Genomic DNA, 16,800 nt, shown 5'->3' with positions numbered 1-16,800 from the left:
ATTAGACGCTCGCGGTACTGACCTTGTTAGGTTGACTGGCCCTCTTCTTCCGAAATCAGAGCCTGAATGATCCACGTCGGAGCCGCCCACTCGCCGGGAACACGCCAAGTGCTCGCGAGATCAGTGCAGATGATCCAGGCTGGGAACATGTCCGGAATCTCGAACGGGTTCTTAGTGGCATCCCACTCACACCACAGGTCCATCGACTCGGACCAGCCGTCCGCGGAGAGTGTGAGGCTGGCGCTCCATCCTCCGTCGTCTGTGTCGGACGTCGTCACGTTCAGTGTGTGATCGCCGAGAAAGACCGTGAGCTCGCCCCCAACTTCAAGGTCCGTCACGGCTTCACTCGTGCCCGGCGCCAGGGCTATCCCAGGCACGAGCAGCAACGCCTCAAGGAATTCCTGAAATGCGGTTTCCGGTTCGTCGAAGGCTTTGTCCTGCTCGCCGAACGCCACGGCTTCGCCTGATTGCGACTGCGCCTTGATGACTGCGCCCCCGCTAAGAGTGAAGTTGATGACGTCGCGGACCACGACGCCCGGGATAGCCCCTGACTGGGGCCAGACAGTGCCGTTTTCCTCAATCAGCAAGCCGCTGTACTCGACCGCCGGGGAGAGGAAGACTTGCGCACTGACCACGCCTGTCAAGTGGTTGATCTTGATCTGATTAAGTCCGACGATGGCCTCCAGGCGCACCAAGTCCACGTCACTGATCTGGTCGACCAATGGGTTGTCGACGAGAGCGGCCGGTTCTTTGATGTCTCCGAGAACGATATCGCCGTCCGGGGTTCGTCCTCCCTCAAGTGGCGAGCCCACGGCGGCGCGGAGGAACCTGGAGATCTTCTCTACGAGGTCGGCGTCCGGCTCATCGAGAACGAACAGCGCCCTTTGGAGGTTCTGCAGTGGAACCATCCTGGGCTTGGCGAGCCCCCACGTCTCGAACGCCTTGTACACGTCGGCGTCGCTACCGACGATGACGAACTTGTCGGGGTCGTTGTTTGCCGTCTTCAGTACCTGCCGGAGCCATGCGCTGTCAGAGGCTCCAGTCTTGACCTTGTCCCTGACCCTGGCCGGCCTGCGCTGCAGCACCTGGTCCTTCAGTGCCTCGATGGCGACATCGCCGTCCAGTCGCAGGACACGCAACGATGGTCCGAGTGCGCGGATCTCGGACTCGACCTTGCGGATGACTTCTTCTCTTGTTGTGTGGGCAGAGCGTGCTTCCACCTCGACGCCAGCGTTGGTCAGGGCCTTGCTGGCCTTCCTCGTGATCGCCTCGAACTCCGTCCATGCACTGGCCGCATGTTCGGCGAGCTCCCAGACAACAGGCTCGGGAAGCCACACCTCAAGGTCCACCAAGTGCGCCCATCGCTCCCATTCCTTGAGCGTGTTCAGACGAAGCGCTCCGTGAGGAAAGGAATTGGCGTCGAACACGATCGCCTCAAGCTTCTCGCGCACCGACTGAGGGAGGAGCCGGGGATCTTCACCTGCGGATGCCATGAGGGAACTCTATGCGCGAGAGGGTGGAGTCAGCGGCCCGCAGATTAGACGGGGGGCTGCAGGGAGTGCGTCCAGACCCGATCTTTGCCCAAGTCGTGAGCTGCCTCCAGGCCCGTGCGCTTCCGCTGCGCGCCGCCGTCGCATTGACCGCCCTAAACATCGACCAGCCACCACACTGGCCGGCACAGCCGCGTTCGCGCCACACCGACAACGAAGAACGGGCCCCCTGCACGACACCCCGGCCGCCGAGACCGCTCCGGCCACCGCCGGGCGCTGAGAGCGACCTCGCCGGCCCGAGCTGAGTGAGACGGCCCTGTGCGCGGGCCCGGGCCGAACAGACTGATGACTGACGATCGCAGCGGGCCCCATCCTCAAAGGCGCCGCCTCTGCCGTCCGCTCCCTGAACCGGTGGAGTACTGATCGTTGCCGACTACAGCTGATGATCAGTATGTTCATCTCGTCGAGGGCTGGGACGTCGGGGACTTCAGGGGGGCCGGTGCTGGACACGCTCGTGACAACGGCCGCAGGTGCACTTTCCGCCACAGCGGGCGTGCTGGTCGGCGGGATCGTTACCCGCCGTGCTCAGGATCGCCAGTGGATACGTGACCAGCAGCTTGCCGCCTATCAGGAGCTGTTCAGCCACTACGCGAAGTTCACGATGGAGCTAAGGCGAGCGCATGGCGAACGGCGCGGCTGGGACTACGACTGGGGCGAGTGGAGCGCGGCCTTGATGCGCGTAAGCCTGGTCGCCCCCACGGAAGTTGCTGGGGAGGTCGACGTTTTCGGCCGCGCCATCGACTCCTTCCTGGACCAGGTGGAACGAGGGGAACGCACTCCCGTACGCAACCCACTGAGCCCGGAGGAGTTCGAGCAAGCCCGGCAGGTCCCCGCCCAGGCACAGGTGAGGCTCGTCAACGCCATACGGCGCTCACTGAGCAATGATCACAAGGGGCTGCTCTTCGGGATCGGCGGATAAGGCCCCATTTCGCCCCCTGGTCCACCGCTCATGGTGCCGAGGAAAACCACCAGCACCCCGGCGTGCCGCCAGACCTTCACCCTCATCGATAGAGCCACATGTTGAAGACTGGCCGAGGCTGACCCTCGACGACCCGCCTCGCCTCAGCGGAGGCCAGGGCCGCGCAGCTGGTCCGCAGCTCCGTCAGGCCGCAGCGTTCGTGGTCATGGACTTGGGTACATCGACATGCCCCATGGCCCGGTCGATCGTGATCTCGATGACCACGCGCTCCGGATCCGGGGCCGGCGTTCGCCCGTACCGCTTGCCGTAGCGCGTCACGGCGTCATCGACAGCGGCTGGGTGCGTGCGGACTACGGCCGTGCCCTCCAGTGTCGCCCAGCGTCCTCCGTCCACTTGGCAGACGGCGACGCGGGCTTGACCGGGCAACGCTGCCTGAAGGTTGGCTACTTTCCTGCTCGATTTGCGAGTGATAACCCGAGCGATACCGGCGTCGGTATCCACGGTGACCCCGACCGGCACGACATGCGGGCGGCCGTCCGGCCGAAGCGTTGTCAGGGTGCACAGGTGGTACTCGTTCCAGAACTCCAGGTAGTCATCGCCTTGGCGGTTTATCTCGGTGCGCATGGCCAGGAAGCCTAATCGCGAATGATGTCCAGGCTGTCTGAAAGTGGCTAGGGCCACACCTCGCCTCTCGGTGCAAGGATCGGGGGATTTAAGCACTGATGGCGATGTTTGCCCCATGTATTAGTGGTGAAAAAATCTCGGATCGGTAACGAACTTAGTGCCCCTCAGGATGCTTGGCGTGGGCGCGTCAGGTGCGAGAAATGCCAGTTCAAAACCATGATCTATATCTGGCTGTGCTGATTTGGTGCGATTTGTTGTGTGGGGGTAGTCGCGGCCTGAGAGGCGACTTCCGGCCAGATCCCGGCGTGAGCTTCACGTAGTGTCCGATGAAGTTCCCAAAGCCTGCCGAAGGCACTTGGTGTCGCGTCATTGCCTGTTCGCGCTAGCGACTTTCGATGGCGGGGAGTCTTGGGCGCGCACCCATGCGGCCCATGGGCCGGGGCGTTCGCAGCCTGGATCGACGTGCCCTCGATGACCGTGATCACTTTCGACTGCGTCGTGCGGCGGGGACTGGACCTGATTCGAAACGGGCGCGGTCGTCGCCCGGCTTCGTGGACGAGCCATCCACGGCTGGTACGAAGGGGATTACTGATGTGGTCGGGAAGAAGTGACCGCGACGCGGCTGAACCCAACGTGCCTGCGCAGGGCGCGGTGAGCCGTCGGCGGTTGGGGCGGTGGCGTACCGCTCAGAAGCGGACGGTGGAACGAGACCTGCACCGTCGGCTACGGCGAGAGCTTCAGGATCTCGGCATCCAGCCCCCTCTGGACGTGAAGGAGCTGTGCCGGGCGCTCGGCGAGAGACGGGGGCGCCCGATCGTCCTGCGGCCTTTTCCGCTGGAGAAGCCCGGACCGTCGGGGCTGTGGGTCGACACGCCGCAGATGGACGTGGTCCTCTTCCAGCAGGAAACGACCCCTCTGCATCAGGATCACATCATCCTGCACGAGGTGTTCCACATCATCGTGGCTGAGGACGAGCCGGCCGAGGAGGAGAAGGAAGCCCCGGACGACTTCGTCGAGGGGTGGGCCAGCATGATCCCGGTGCTCGACCCCGCGCTGATCCGGCGTGTGGCCCGTCGGTGCTCGTACGACGACGGGGAGGAGTGCGCTGTCGAGCTCTCGGCCACGATCATCCTGGAGTGGTCGTCGGTGCTTGATCACGTCACCCCGATGTCCGAGGACCCCTCGGTCCGACGTGTTCAGGCGGCGCTGGGCGACCGGCGAGGGTGGCTCTGACCCGTGACCGGAGTAATTCTCCTGGGCCTCGCCGCTGCCGTCGTCTGGAAGCTGTACCAGTGGTCGCGAGCACCCCATGACGCGCCGCTTCGTTCCGTCACGCTGTGCCTGCTGAGTGCCGCGCTGTCCTATCCGTTGGCCATGCCCGGCGGTGCCTCGGGCGTCGACACCGTGGCCGGGCACGGCACCGCGAAGCTGATCCAGAACGTGCTGCTCCTGCTCACGGTCTACTTCCTGATGTGCTTCTACCTGTACTCGGCCGACGAGCAGACCGGGCGGCTCCGCGCCAGGCGGGAAGCCCTGGTCGTGGCGGCCGTGGCAGCGGCGATCACGGTCGCCGCGCAGTCGGTGCCGCACGACGTGTTCGCCGGTTCCTTCAGCACGGCGGACATGACGATCCCCCAGATAGCCTTCTTCTACGCTGGCGCCGGCCTGTACCTCATGTACGCGCTCGGCGTCGCCGGCCGGTGGACTCGCCGCTATGCCCGCATGTCGCGGCGCCCGCACGCCACGGGCTTGTGGATGGCCGCCATCGGTCTCAGTGCGATGGCGGTGGCCTGCGCCGTCCGCGCGGTCTTCGTCGTCATCCGGTGGAGCGGCAAGACCGTGCCGCAGCAGCTCATGACGGGTGTCGCGTTCCTTCTCGTGGTGTCCATCCTGTTGTTCTTCGTGGGTGTCACCTATCCGGGGGCCCGCGCGAGGGTCACGTCGGTGCGGCTCTGGGTGCGACGTCGCCGTGACCACCGTCGGCTGGCTCCGCTGTGGCAACTGCTCGCCGAGGCCTATCCCGAGAACGTGTTGCAGCCCGCCTCCTCCGAACTGTGGGACCGGTGGCGGGCGCGTGGCGTGCACCGTCGCTACCACCGACGGATAGTGGAGTGTCGTGACGGGCTGGTTGATGTCAGCCCTTACCTGGCCGACGCGTCGGAGGACACCGAAGTGCTCGACCTCCCCCCTGCCGTGCTGGCGGACCGCCTTCGGCACGCCGTGAACACGATCGGAAAGGGAGCCCTTGCGACACGTCCGGCGGTACCGCTGGCCGTGCCCAAGGAGGACAACCGGGAAGCAGACGTCCGTCAGCTGATCGCCGTGTCGGACGCGCTGCGCCTGTCTGCCTAACCACCGAAGTCAAGGAGACCAGATGCTGATCACCGCAGGCCGAGTCCTTGTCGACTCCGGGACGTACCTGGAGGACGGCGCCATCCTCATCGAGGGTGACTCGATCACGGCGGTGGGACCGCGTGCGCGGATCGCGGAGCAGGCAGGCCCGGACGCGGTGCACGTCGCGTTCCCCAAGGGAACGGTCGTGCCGGGCCTCATCGACGCACATGTCCATCTCGCGTTCGATGGAGGCGCGGACCCCGTGGCCACGCTCCACGAGTCCAGCGACGAGACCCTACTGAAGGACATGCGCCGCCGTGCGGAGCAGCTCCTGCTCAGCGGCGTGACCACGGCCCGTGACCTGGGCGACCGAAACGGCCTTGCCCTCCGCTTGGACGAGGAGATCGCCCGCGGCGGCACGCCGGGCCCTCGGATCGTCTCGGCGGGGACGCCCGCGACCCCGCCCGGGGGACACTGCCACTTCCTCGGGGGCGAGGTCTCCGGCGTGGACGAGGTCCGCGACCTCGTACGGCACAACATCACGGCGGGTGCGGGCGCGATCAAGGCGATGGTCACCGGAGGCGGCCTGACCAAGGACGGGCCGAAGAGCTGGCAGAGCCAGTTCACCCCGGAGGAACTCCAGGCCCTGGTGGACGAGGCCCACCAGGCCGGCCTGCCGGTGGCAGCCCACGCGCACGGAACGGACGGCATCACCGCGGCCGTGGAAGCGGGCGTCGACACCATCGAGCACTGCACGTGGATGACGAACGACGGCTTCGACCTTCGCCAGGACGTCCTGAAGCAGATCATCGACCGGGACATCGCCATCTGCCCAGCCGTCAGCCCTCACTGGGAGATGCTCCCCCGTTTCTTCGGCGAGGAGCGGGCGGCGGCCATGTTCGATCTCGTACGGCAGATGGCGGAGGCCGGCGCCAAGCTCATCGCCGGAACCGACGCAGGAGTCCAGCGCGCGGGGTTCGACGGACTCGTGTCCGCCCTGTCGTTCTACGCGCACCTGGGCCTGCCGAACGGCAGGATCCTCGAAATGGCGACCACCGACGCGGCCGATGCGCTCGGGCTGGGCCAGATGACGGGACGGATCGCTCCGGGGTACCGCGCGGACCTGCTGGCAATCGACGGAGACCCCCTGGAAGACCTCAGTGCCCTGAAGACGGTCCGGGCCGTGGTCGCCCACGGGAGCCTGCACGAGCCGGACACGACGGCAGAGCGGCAGTAGCCACGCCGCCTGCCCGCAGCTTTCGAGCTGCGGGCAGGCGCTACTCGCTCGCGTCTGTTTCCTTCTCCTCCAGCTCCGCCACCAGCTCGTTGACGAGTGCCATCGCCTTCGGCGACAGGCCCTGCGCGCCCAGGCCACGGGCCTTCACCCGGCCCACGGACCCCTTCTTGGCGGCTGCCAGCAGCTGGAGCCCTTCGTAGACCTGAGCAGCCACGGCGTCGTCAGGTTCGAAGTACATCCGCGAGACGCCGACGACCGCGGCCAGTGCGTCCAGGACCTCAGGGGACGCGGTCCCGGTGACGCCCGTACGAAGGTCCCGGAAGTCCTCCTCGGTGATGACGTGCGCCCCGGCATGGGCGTTCACCGCGCTCGCCATCTCCGCATCCGAGGGCGGTCCTTGGAGACCGGGGTACGAGCTGTCCAGGAGCAGAGTGATCTTCTCGGCCAGCGATTCGGGAGGGGCGCCAGGAGTCGAGGCATTCCCCGCTCCCGGCGGCGCGGGTTCATCAACCTGCCCACCTTGCGCCTTGGCGATCGACCGGGCTTCCGCTCGCCGCAGTTCCTCCTCGCTGACCCCGTACGCCGCCGCCAGGGCCGGGACGTACTTGTCTTTGAGGCGTCGCTCTCCGCGTTCGGCCGCCGCTACCGGTCCGGCGCTCCTGGTTCCGATCAGTGCGGCCGTCTCGTACTGGTAGTAGCCGGCATCACAACGCATGTCGGTTAGATCGGGCGGCCCGGACCGCGGGAACAGCTCGTCCACATCGCGTCCGAGAGCGTGCGCCAGCGCGGGCAGTTTCTCCGGATCGGGAGTCTGCGCGCCGCTCTCCCAACTGGCCACCGCCGAGTCGGAGACACCCAGAGCCTCGCCCACGGCGGCCTGGTAGATCTCGGCGGCTCGCCGCACCGCACGCAGACGGCTTCGGTCGAAGTGACGAGCAGGCATCTGACCCTCGTTTTTATGCAAGCTGGAGTTGATCCAGTGTGTTGACTTTTTCTTCAGGCGGGAATAGCTTCAGCTTAGCGAAAGTCGAGCGGCGTTGCACGCTCGCTCGATCTTCGTCTTCGCGCTCTGCCGAGGCTCTTGGGCTGAGGGAGGGGGCGATCGGAGTGCAGCCGCGACGTCCTGTGCGCGGAGCGCCCTCAGAAGCAATCGGTGCCGGGGAGTTCGCCTCCCGGGCACAGGGAAGCGTGTGGTTTCGGCCCCGGGCGGGCGCGGAGATCGCACTTCGGTCACTCCGTGCCCCTGAACGGAGCTAGCGAGTGGCTGTCGGGTGAGGAGTGTCGCATGTCTCTGCTTCATCGAACGGCCGTCGGCAAAGCCGCCCGGTTCGAAAGTGCGATGAGTGCAGAGATTCAGTCGTGCATCAGCGCTACGCACCCGCTAATCCTCACGCATTTCAACAGCTTGGAGACGGGGCGGGGACGTCGTGGCCGGCCGAGTCGTGTGCTCTGAAATCCACCGGCCCAGCGATATATGTCGAGTTGGCGTCGAATCGGCTCAGCACCCGCTGTCCGCTGGAGTGTTGACCGCCGTCTGCATATGTTGCTGCTCCCTCGGCGGAACCGCCGAACCTGAACCCTCAAGGGAGAAACGCGAAAGACATATCCAACGTCAAGTCCGCGGTTTCCAAAGGGAAACGAGACGGCGCCCAGGAGTTAGCAGCTCCCGGGCGCCAAGCCCGCCACCCCTAAGGGCGCGGATTCATAACCGGGGCGAGTCGGCTGACCTTTTCGACGAGAACGGCCGTCCCACCCCACCTACGAGTGAGGAATTCTCGCATGCCCGCATCCCGGAGCGGAAGGGCGCTCGCCGCCCAGCCCGCCAAGGCCGTTGCACCCACCGACGGTATCCGCCGGCACCGCCTGGCTGTCCTCCTGACGGACATGGTGCCCGGTGCCCGCATCATCCGCGTCTCGCAGCACCAGCCCAGCCAGACCTGGCCGAGCCCCTACACCCGCGCGTACGACGAGCGGGGGCAACCCATATCCCTCAACCGGACCCAGCGCGTGACCGCCGCCCGCTGGGTGATCCGAGCCTTCCCCGAGACGAACTGGGACGAGGCGCACGACCTCGACCTGACGACCGGGATCCTGCAGCCCGCTGCCGGGGCCTGCGCTCCACCGGACGGGGGCCGCTGACCCGTGGCCCGGATCCGAACGATCAAGCCCGAGGCCTTCGCGTCCGAGTCGCTCGCAGCGGTCTCCCTCACCGCTGAGCGGACCTTCTTCGGTCTTCTCACCCAGGCGGACGACCACGGCCGCTTCCGCGACCAGCCTGCCGTCATCACCGGACTGCTGTGGTCGCTGCGCCCGGAGCACGGCCCCGTGGACGTCGAGGACGACCTGACCCAGCTCGCCGCCGCCCACCTGATCTGCCGCTACGAGGGCGACGACGGCAAGCGGTACCTGCACATCGTCACCTGGCGCCAACACCAGAAGATCAACCGGCCCAGTGGCGTCCGCTTCCCCGCCTGTCCCGACCACGACATCGAGCAGCTCAGCCAGGGCGCACCACAACCTCATGGAGCCGTCATGGAGTCCTCCCTGAAGGCTCACGGAGGACTCAGTGAGGGCTCACGTACCGCGCAGGAATCTTCTGAGCATCGGAAAACAGCAGCTCAGAGCACATTCCATGAGCCCTCGCGGAGCCGTCATGGAGGACTCAGTGAGCCCTCCATGAGCCCTCACGGTCCGGATCTAGGACCTAGGAACTTGGATCTAGGAACTACTTCTCCTTCGGGGAGCGCAGGCGCCCCCGCACCGGAGACCGTCTCGACCCAGCAGCTCATGGCCGAGTACGCCGCCGCCTGTGCCCACCGCCCGCCCAACGGCGTGCTCGGTCACCTCGGACGGGAGACCGCCAAGCTCCTCGCTGAGGGCATCGACCCCGCTCACATCCGCGCGGGGCTGGCCCGCCACCGGGCCAAGGGACTGCACCCGAGCACGCTGCCGAGCCTGGTCCACGAGGCCATGAATGCCACCCCGGCCGGTTTGGTGCGGACGGAATCGCGGCCTAACGTGCCCGGTCACCGGGCCTGGGCCAACCCCGCCGACCCTGCCGCCGCCTACGCCGAGGAGCTGTGATGCGCGACCACGACGCCCAGCCCATCGGCGGCATCGCCCGCCGCCTGGCCAACATCCTCACCGCCCGGGGCATCGATGCCGCCGCCCCGCTCAACGACCCCGCCGAGCCCATCCCCGCCCTTCAGGCGGCGCAGGCCCGCATCCCGGCCCGCTACCAGGCCGCGGTCGCCGACCACCCGGCGGTCGCCGCCTGGGTCCGAGAGGTCGCCGAGGCCGGCCGTCCCGGACCCGAGGGAGCTCCGGGCATCGCCCAGGGCCGCTCGCTGCTGATCGTCGGCACGACCGGCACTGGCAAGACCTACCAGGCGTACGGCGCGATCCGGTCGCTGCTCATCGCCGGAGTCCGGCTGCGCTGGAAGGCGACCACGGCCGCCGACCTGTACGCGGAGCTGCGACCCCGCCCGGGGCACGACGGCGAGCGGGAGCTGATGGACCTGGCCCGCTGCCCGCTGCTGATCATCGACGACCTCGGCGCGGCCAAGAACAGCGAGTGGACCGAGGAGATCACGATGCGGCTGATCAACCGCCGCTACAACGAGATGCTCCCGACGCTGATCACCACCAACCTCGGCATGGCCGACCTGCGCCAGCACATCGGCGACCGGGTCGCCTCCCGGCTGACCGAGATGAGCGACAAGGTCATCCTCGACGGTCCCGACCGCAGACGAGCCCTCGCAGCCGACCGTCGCCGCATCGCTGCCACCTGATCACAGCCACGACCGGCTGCCACCGCTTCCGCCTCCTTCACGCACCAACCCCTGGGCCGCGTATGCCCAAAACGCGCCCGGGGCGACCGGAGACACCCACATGCACAGCACCGAGAACCAGATGCCGCGTACCCTCGGCGACCTCACCTGGCACGAGAGCGCCGCCTGCCGCTCGACGCCCCACCACCAGGTCGACCCGGACCTCTTCTTCCCCGAGCCGGACGAGATGGACCGCATCCGCGCCGCCAAGGCCCTGTGCGCGCAGTGCCCCGTCCGCACCACCTGCCTCGACGCCGCCCTCGAAAACGGCGACCGCGACGGCATCCGGGGCGGCATGACCGAAGAGGAACGCGACCTGCTGCACCGCAAGCTCCAAAGCCGCTTCGACTACGCCCGCGTGAACGCCGTGCTGGCCGGTCGCGACATCCACCTCACCCAGGCGGAGCGCGATGCCGTCGTACGCGCCGCCTACCAGGACGAGATGCCGGCCGAGCGGCTCGCCTGGCTGCTCAAGGTCACCGAGGAGCACGCCGAGAAGCTCTACCGTCGCACCCGCCGGGAGATCCGCAACCGGGCCGTCGGCCAGCAGAAGAAGGCGAACAAGGGGAAGAAGAAGCCCAGGAGCCCTACCAAGGCGGTCAAGGCACCCGCAGCAGAGACACCAGCGCGCAACGACCTCGGGACGGCCGCGTGAGCCACAGCGCGCCCATACCGGCGCGGATCACCGGCTGGGACCGAGCCGCGATCGTCGCCCTCGGCGGCGCCGGGTGCGCGCTTTCGTACGACGCCCTGCAGCAGATGGCCACCGCCATCCACGTCCGCGGACCCCTCACCTTCGTCTTCCCCCTGGTGATCGACGGCTTCATCGCCTACGGGGTACGCGCCCTCCTGGTCCTGCGAACCGCCTCCTTCGCCGCCCGCCTGTACGTGTGGATGCTGTTCGGCACAGCCACGGCCGCCAGCATCTGGGCCAACGCCCTGCACGCCGTACGCCTCAACCAGCAGCGTCCCGAGGGCAGTGGGCTACGGCTGGGCGACGTCACCGTCGGCGCCCTGTCCACCATCGCCCCGCTCGCCCTGGCCGGAGCCGTCCACCTGTACATCCTCATCGCCCGGCGGGTCGCCGACGCCGGTTACCACGGACACTCGGACACCTTCGGCGTCCGCACTGACCGAATCGCCGCTGACCGGCCGGAGACCTCGCTCGCGGCGGACGGACACCGGCCGGTCCCGGTCACTTCCGGACACTCGGCCGCGCTCTCCGCGTCGGAGAGCGGCCGCCCGGCGGTCACCTCCGGCCCGGACGTACCGCGAGCGGCTGACCGGGAGGAGCCGTCCGGACCCCCGGAGAGCGCCCCGGAGCCGGAGCCCGCGCACGGCGGAGAGGCCGCTGACGTGGGCGGACAGCCGGTCAGTAGACCTGCCCCCGTCACCCGCCTGCGGATTGCCGCCCCCTCGGCCACCGAGCCGGAGACCGGCCCGGACACCGCCTCGGAGACCTCGGACGACGGCGGTCCGGACACCGCACCGTCGGCGGACACCCTCCTGCCGATCGCCCGCAAGGCGGTCGCCGACGCGGGCAAGGCCACCCGCGAAGTCGTCGCGGACGCCATCCGCGGACAGGGCAAGACCCTGGCCAACGACCGACTGACCGCCCTGATGCGACAACTCCGCGCCGAGACCGGCCAGGACTCGGTCACCAAGACCGGCTGACCGAACGACCCGGACGGCGGGCGGCCAACGGCAACAGCAGGGCCGCCCGCCCGCACCCCACCAACCCCCGTCCACGCACCGGAGACACACAATGCGCACCACACCGGCCACCCCTGCCGAAGCCGACGCCTGGATCACCGTGCTCCGGCGGTACGGACACCTGCACCGAGCCGAACCCGGCCCGGACGGCATCTGGACCGTGCAGCGAGCCCCCGCCAGCACGCCCCGCACCCTGCACCACCCGGTCCTCGTCCTCGACTTCGTCGCTGAGGTCCTCCACGACGTGCGCCGTACGAAGGCCCAGACGCTCTGATGACACGCGCCGAGTCGGTTGACACCACCTCCGACCTGCAGCAAGACCACTGCCCGGCACGAAGCCGAGCAAGCTGTAGCTTCCGAAACTCCTCCGCAGCCACGGGCTGCGGAGGAGTTTCGGAAGCGCATGCCCCCGCCCCCACGGGGGCGGGGGAGGCCCGGCACCAGGGGGTGCCGGACTCTGGGGCTGCGACCGAGGGCGGATCGCAGCCAGAGGGAGAAGCAGAGCCGAACGCCGCGACGCGTACGCGCCCCCGTCTGCGCCAGAGTGTCCACCGCGATCAAGTCCGCAGCGTCCGCCTGACCCGAGACGAACTCGACGCCGTCAAGCACGCCGCCGAAGCCGTCGGTCTGAAGACCGCCGGATTTCTCGCCGATGCCGCGGTTGCCGTCGCCCAGGCCCAAGGCGGTCCGAAGACATGGCTGTTGGACCAGCGCGGCCGAGTGGAGGAACTGATGGCGGCCAGTGCCCAGCTCGCCCGCGCCGGCAACAACCTCAACCAGATCGCCCGCATCCTGAACTCCGGCGGTCAGGTGGAGCACGTGGACGAGGCGGTCGCCCGAGTTCTGCGTGCCGCCGTCCGAATTGAGGCCGCCGCCGTAGAGATGGCCCGGCGCTGACGGTGGTCCCGGACGTCTCCACCGGCAGCCGTACATACGGACTGCTCAACTACCTCTACGGACCCGGTCGTCGGGAAGAGCACACCGACGCGCATCTTGTCGCCTCCTGGATGCCCGGCCTCGCCCCCGATCCCGGACGCGATCCGGACGCCACGCTCAAACAGCTCGCCGACCGGCTCGACCTGCCCGTCCTCGCCCTGCCGAAGGACCGCCGCCCAGCCCAGCACGTGTGGCACTGCCCGGTGCGCACCGCGCCCGGCGACCGCTACCTCACCGACGCCGAATGGGCCGAGGTCGCCCGACGCGTCGTGCACGCCACCGGCATCGCCGAAGAGGGTGACGACAAGGCATGCCGGTGGATCGCCGTACGCCACGCCGACGACCACATCCACATCGCCGCCACCCTCGTACGCCAGGACGGCCGGCAGGCACGCCACCACAACGACGGCATCCGCGCCCAGGCCGAATGCCGCAAGATCGAGAAGGAGTTCGGCCTGCAGATCCTCAACGGCGGCGACCGCACCGCCGCCCAGCGCCCCACCAGCGCCGAACGCTCCAAGGCCGAGCGATCCGGCCGGACCGAGACACCCCGCGAGACGCTGCGAGAGAGCGTCCGCCACGCCTTGGCCGGAGCTGCCAGCGAGGAGGAGTTCTTCGACCGCCTCGCCGAAGCCGGCCTCCGGATCGAAAAGCGCATCGCCCCGTCCGGCGACGCCATCGGATACAACGTCGCCCTACCCGGCGACCGTAACCGCGACGGCGAACCCATCTGGTTCTCCGGCTCGAAACTCGCCCCGGACCTCTCCCTCCCCAAGATCCGGCAGCGCCTCGACGCCGGGCGACCCGATGACGACGAACCCGTCGCCGGCCGTGCCGACGAACAAGTGAAGCGCCCAGCCCGCGCCCGCCGCGAAGCGGCACCCGTCGTCGAACGGGCGGCAACGATCCTTGACGGGGACGACGACGAGGACTCCGCCGCCCAACTGGTCGGCGTCGGTGAACTCCTCGACGCCATCGCCCAGACCGCCCCGGCCTCGACCCGCAAGGAACTCGCCGAGGCCGCTCGCGCCTTCGAACGCGCCACCCGCTCCCATATCCGCGCCGAGCACGCCGACAACCGCGCCATCCGCTCCGCCGCCCGCAGCATCGTCCGCGCCGGCAACGCCCTCGGCAAGGGCGAGGACGGCGGCGCCACCGCGATGCTCCTGTCCACGATGGTCCTCGTCACCATCGCCACCGTGCACTGGCACTCCGCCCGAGGTCACGCCCAGCAGGCAGCCGCCGCCCAACGAGCCGCTCAACACCTCCGCAGCGCCTACCGATCGGCTTCGGCCGCTCCCATGAACGCGATGCGCGAGCGAGGCCGGCGTCTCCCAGAACCCGTACGAGAGCGATACGCCGGCACCTTCGAAACTGTCCTGCCCGAGCAGGCCGACCACGTCCGCCGTGAACCTGGCTGGGACGCTCTGACCGCCACCCTCGATCAGGCCGAGCGAGCCGGGCACGACCCCGACGCCCTCCTCCAACAGGCCATCGAATGGCGCGAACTGGACACCGCGGACAGCGTCACCGACGTGCTCGTCTGGCGTTTGCGACGGATCGGTGAACTGCCCGCCACCATGGACGCGCCCCGTGCACGTACGAACGCCTGGACAGCGCAGTCGCGGCGCTACCCGTCGGCACCGCAGGCACCCGAGACGCCGGTGAGGCCACACCGTGCTGACCGTCGACCCCCAGGGCCGAGGCGCTGACCGGCACACAAAGCGCTGGACGCCGAGCGCAAGGGCCTGTTAATGCTGATCAGATATGGAGAAGGAGACGATGCGCATGCTCGAAGAAGGCCTCCAGGCCCAGAGAACCGATCTGCCGGAGACCGCCTTCGCCGACGATCCCCTGCTGCGGCTCCAGCAGGAGTCTCAGCTCGGCGACGGCGACATCCGTCTCCGCGCCACCACCCACCCCGAGGAAATCACCATCACCGGGATCCCCATCATGTGCCCCCAGTGTGGCGCCCGGCGCGACTGGATGGTGATCTGCGACCGCGACGAGATCAGCATCCGCTGCCGCTGCGCGCACCAGTGGATCGAGCGCGAGCTGACCCGGGCGGACTACCAGGCGATGATCGACATCGGTGGCCAGGACTACCCTAGCTTGGAGGCCGCGGCCCAGGCCGCAGGCTACGACGGCACGCTCGCCGGCACCTATCTGGCCGAACCCAGGCCCGAATAGGCCCTGCGACGAAGCGCCGTAGGCGCCGTGCGCTGGCGCACGCACTCAGGCCGACGAGGCTCGCTGAGAACGACCACCGTGTACTCGTGGGCGACCTCAGACCTGCTCGGCTTGATTCCCCACGTACAGAGCGCTGACCTGCGGAGGGGTGCCGTAGTCCAGGGCCGCCCGACAGCCCGCCAGGTCTCGGACCGGGTCTGGCTGTCCAGAGTGAGCGAAGCTCAGTAATGCCTTTGATCCTCGGCCGTCCTGTCTCGAACGACCATCTCCCAGAACGAGGCCCTGACCAGGCGAGAGGCAACCTCGCGTGTGACCGATCATCGAAGGACTCTCATGTGACGTTGTCGGCGGGGCAAGGATCCCGGCTGGTATCTCACATCGTGTTGTCCGCCAGGACGTCCTTCTTCCTTCGGGCTGGTTCCGGTGACCAGGGTGTGGGCCACCGCCGCCCCGTCTAGATTGGGCGCACAGGGCACGCAGAGGCGAGCCCACAGTTGAGCGCCCGGAAGGCGCTCTGAGAGGAGCAGCGTGATGCTGTGTCCGATCCTGTTCGTATCGGTCAACCAGTCATTCCGTGACACCTACGACCTGAAGCAGCTTGAGGTTTGGGTAGAACGGGCCTGGGCCATCACCATCAGCAAGGCGAGCGACTGCGAGCGCGTCGTGGCGGTCAAGGACGGCGAGCCAGTAGCGGCTTGGCGGCTGCGCGGCGCGTTCCCAACCGACGAGACCTATGCGGTGTCCGACGGCAGCACACGCAATCGCACCGGCCTGGCATTTGGCGAGGCACTGCCAATCCTGCCCGCATACCGCTCCGAGGTCCCGCCGCTGCGCCGCGGAGTCGCCGTCGCCAACCTCGACCTCACCCCGATGCCCCCAGAGCGATAGCAAGACGCGAGTACTGGCTCCCGTCTGCTGGCGGGGGCCAGTTACGCCCGGCGCGAGCTGGCATCTGCACCGTAACTCCGGCCTGCCCGGCCGCGCCCTCGGGGATCATGCTGGGCCGGGGCTAGTGGTCTGCTCGGTCTGGCGAAGACGATCCCGCAAAGAGCACCACTGCGGCCGGCCATCCGACTTCCACGCCCAGGCCATCGCCCACTACTGCCACGGTGGGCGACACACTCAACTGTCTGTAAGCACGTGAGTCGGCCCCACGGTACGGACGAGTTTTGGTACCACCCTCGAACCGGTGGTCGACGGTTCACCCGGGCCCCTGACGGCCTCTTCTCGCTGGCTGCGCCTGTGCATCAGCCCGTCACCGGCCCGGCAGTCGAACGGCCGTCGGAGCCAAATGAACCCGGTACGGCGGAGCCCAAACACGTGCTTACAAACACTCAACCTACCGGCTTCACGGAAGACGCCAAGCTCGCCGTCACCGTCGTGAAGGTCGCCGAGGAGACTCAGCGGAGGCTCCCGGCCACCTGGCCGCCGCTTGACGGTAGGAGAATGAGCTGGGTGTTTACAGTG

17 protein-coding genes are annotated in these 16,800 nt (G+C 68.1%); 14 read left to right on the top strand and 3 right to left on the bottom strand.

Annotated features, from left to right (window positions below; all coding sequences use genetic code 11):
- Positions 1 to 26: 26 nt before the first annotated feature.
- On the bottom strand, positions 27 to 1,493 hold the full coding sequence (locus ACH5AF_RS16410; protein ID WP_398902342.1) for a hypothetical protein: 1,467 nt from the start codon (positions 1,491 to 1,493) through the stop codon (positions 27 to 29).
- A 496-nt stretch (positions 1,494 to 1,989) separates the two neighbouring features.
- Between ACH5AF_RS16410 and ACH5AF_RS16405 the strand changes: the two genes are divergently transcribed.
- Complete coding sequence (locus tag ACH5AF_RS16405; protein WP_398902341.1) at positions 1,990 to 2,469, top strand: hypothetical protein; 480 nt, start codon at positions 1,990 to 1,992, stop codon at positions 2,467 to 2,469.
- A gap of 183 nt (positions 2,470 to 2,652) precedes the next feature.
- Here the strand turns inward: ACH5AF_RS16405 and ACH5AF_RS16400 are convergent, their stop codons facing one another.
- A complete protein-coding gene (locus tag ACH5AF_RS16400) occupies positions 2,653 to 3,093 on the bottom strand; it encodes a pyridoxamine 5'-phosphate oxidase family protein (RefSeq protein ID WP_398902340.1) in 441 nt (146 codons plus the stop codon).
- A 471-nt stretch (positions 3,094 to 3,564) separates the two neighbouring features.
- Here ACH5AF_RS16400 and ACH5AF_RS16395 point away from each other — a divergent pair, with 471 nt between their 5' ends.
- From ACH5AF_RS16395 to ACH5AF_RS16385, 3 genes are read left to right on the top strand one after another with little or no spacing between them, the layout of a single operon-like run.
- The gene (locus tag ACH5AF_RS16395) at positions 3,565 to 4,326 is read left to right on the top strand and encodes a hypothetical protein (RefSeq protein ID WP_398902339.1); all 762 of its coding nucleotides are present in this window, start codon (positions 3,565 to 3,567) and stop codon (positions 4,324 to 4,326) included.
- A 3-nt stretch (positions 4,327 to 4,329) separates the two neighbouring features.
- On the top strand, positions 4,330 to 5,445 hold the full coding sequence (locus ACH5AF_RS16390; RefSeq protein ID WP_398902338.1) for an MAB_1171c family putative transporter: 1,116 nt from the start codon (positions 4,330 to 4,332) through the stop codon (positions 5,443 to 5,445).
- A gap of 22 nt (positions 5,446 to 5,467) precedes the next feature.
- The gene (locus ACH5AF_RS16385; protein ID WP_398902337.1) at positions 5,468 to 6,664 is read left to right on the top strand and encodes an amidohydrolase family protein; all 1,197 of its coding nucleotides are present in this window, start codon (positions 5,468 to 5,470) and stop codon (positions 6,662 to 6,664) included.
- A gap of 40 nt (positions 6,665 to 6,704) precedes the next feature.
- Here ACH5AF_RS16385 and ACH5AF_RS16380 read toward each other — a convergent pair whose 3' ends face one another.
- Positions 6,705 to 7,607, bottom strand: coding sequence for a helix-turn-helix domain-containing protein (locus ACH5AF_RS16380; RefSeq protein ID WP_398902336.1), 903 nt, complete (start codon positions 7,605 to 7,607; stop codon positions 6,705 to 6,707).
- Between the two features lie 836 nt (positions 7,608 to 8,443).
- Between ACH5AF_RS16380 and ACH5AF_RS16375 the strand changes: the two genes are divergently transcribed.
- The 10 genes from ACH5AF_RS16375 (at position 8,444) to ACH5AF_RS16330 (ending at position 16,221) form a co-directional block, all read left to right on the top strand.
- A complete protein-coding gene (locus ACH5AF_RS16375; protein WP_398902335.1) occupies positions 8,444 to 8,803 on the top strand; it encodes a hypothetical protein in 360 nt (119 codons plus the stop codon).
- Between the two features lie 3 nt (positions 8,804 to 8,806).
- A complete protein-coding gene (locus tag ACH5AF_RS16370) occupies positions 8,807 to 9,748 on the top strand; it encodes a hypothetical protein (RefSeq protein ID WP_398902334.1) in 942 nt (313 codons plus the stop codon).
- Positions 9,748 to 10,455, top strand: coding sequence for an ATP-binding protein (locus ACH5AF_RS16365; RefSeq protein ID WP_398902333.1), 708 nt, complete (start codon positions 9,748 to 9,750; stop codon positions 10,453 to 10,455). The genes ACH5AF_RS16370 and ACH5AF_RS16365 overlap by 1 nt, the downstream gene beginning before the upstream one ends.
- Before the next feature lie 100 nt (positions 10,456 to 10,555).
- Positions 10,556 to 11,149, top strand: a complete 594-nt coding sequence (locus ACH5AF_RS16360) for a WhiB family transcriptional regulator (protein ID WP_398902332.1) — start codon at positions 10,556 to 10,558, stop codon at positions 11,147 to 11,149.
- Positions 11,146 to 12,168: a DUF2637 domain-containing protein gene (locus ACH5AF_RS16355; protein ID WP_398902331.1), complete on the top strand. Its 1,023-nt coding sequence runs from the start codon at positions 11,146 to 11,148 to the stop codon at positions 12,166 to 12,168. The genes ACH5AF_RS16360 and ACH5AF_RS16355 overlap by 4 nt, the downstream gene beginning before the upstream one ends.
- 91 nt (positions 12,169 to 12,259) lie before the next feature.
- Positions 12,260 to 12,481 carry a hypothetical protein gene (locus ACH5AF_RS16350; protein WP_398902330.1) on the top strand — a complete coding sequence of 74 codons (222 nt, stop codon included), beginning with the start codon at positions 12,260 to 12,262 and terminating at the stop codon, positions 12,479 to 12,481.
- 173 nt (positions 12,482 to 12,654) lie between these two features.
- Entirely contained in the window at positions 12,655 to 13,104 is a 450-nt protein-coding gene (locus ACH5AF_RS16345; RefSeq protein ID WP_398902329.1) for a plasmid mobilization protein, read from the top strand.
- A gap of 2 nt (positions 13,105 to 13,106) precedes the next feature.
- The gene (locus ACH5AF_RS16340; protein ID WP_398902328.1) at positions 13,107 to 14,855 is read left to right on the top strand and encodes a relaxase/mobilization nuclease domain-containing protein; all 1,749 of its coding nucleotides are present in this window, start codon (positions 13,107 to 13,109) and stop codon (positions 14,853 to 14,855) included.
- Between the two features lie 55 nt (positions 14,856 to 14,910).
- On the top strand, positions 14,911 to 15,333 hold the full coding sequence (locus ACH5AF_RS16335; RefSeq protein WP_398902327.1) for a hypothetical protein: 423 nt from the start codon (positions 14,911 to 14,913) through the stop codon (positions 15,331 to 15,333).
- Positions 15,334 to 15,864: 531 nt separating this feature from the next.
- Entirely contained in the window at positions 15,865 to 16,221 is a 357-nt protein-coding gene (locus ACH5AF_RS16330) for a hypothetical protein (protein ID WP_398902326.1), read from the top strand.
- The last annotated feature ends 579 nt before the right edge of the window (positions 16,222 to 16,800 follow it).

The sequence above is a fragment of the Streptomyces sp. NPDC018833 genome (assembly GCF_044390825.1).
Classification (GTDB): Bacteria; Actinomycetota; Actinomycetes; order Streptomycetales; family Streptomycetaceae; genus Streptomyces.
The sequence above is the reverse complement of the archived record's forward strand: the minus strand, read 5'-3'. Positions and strand labels throughout refer to the sequence as shown.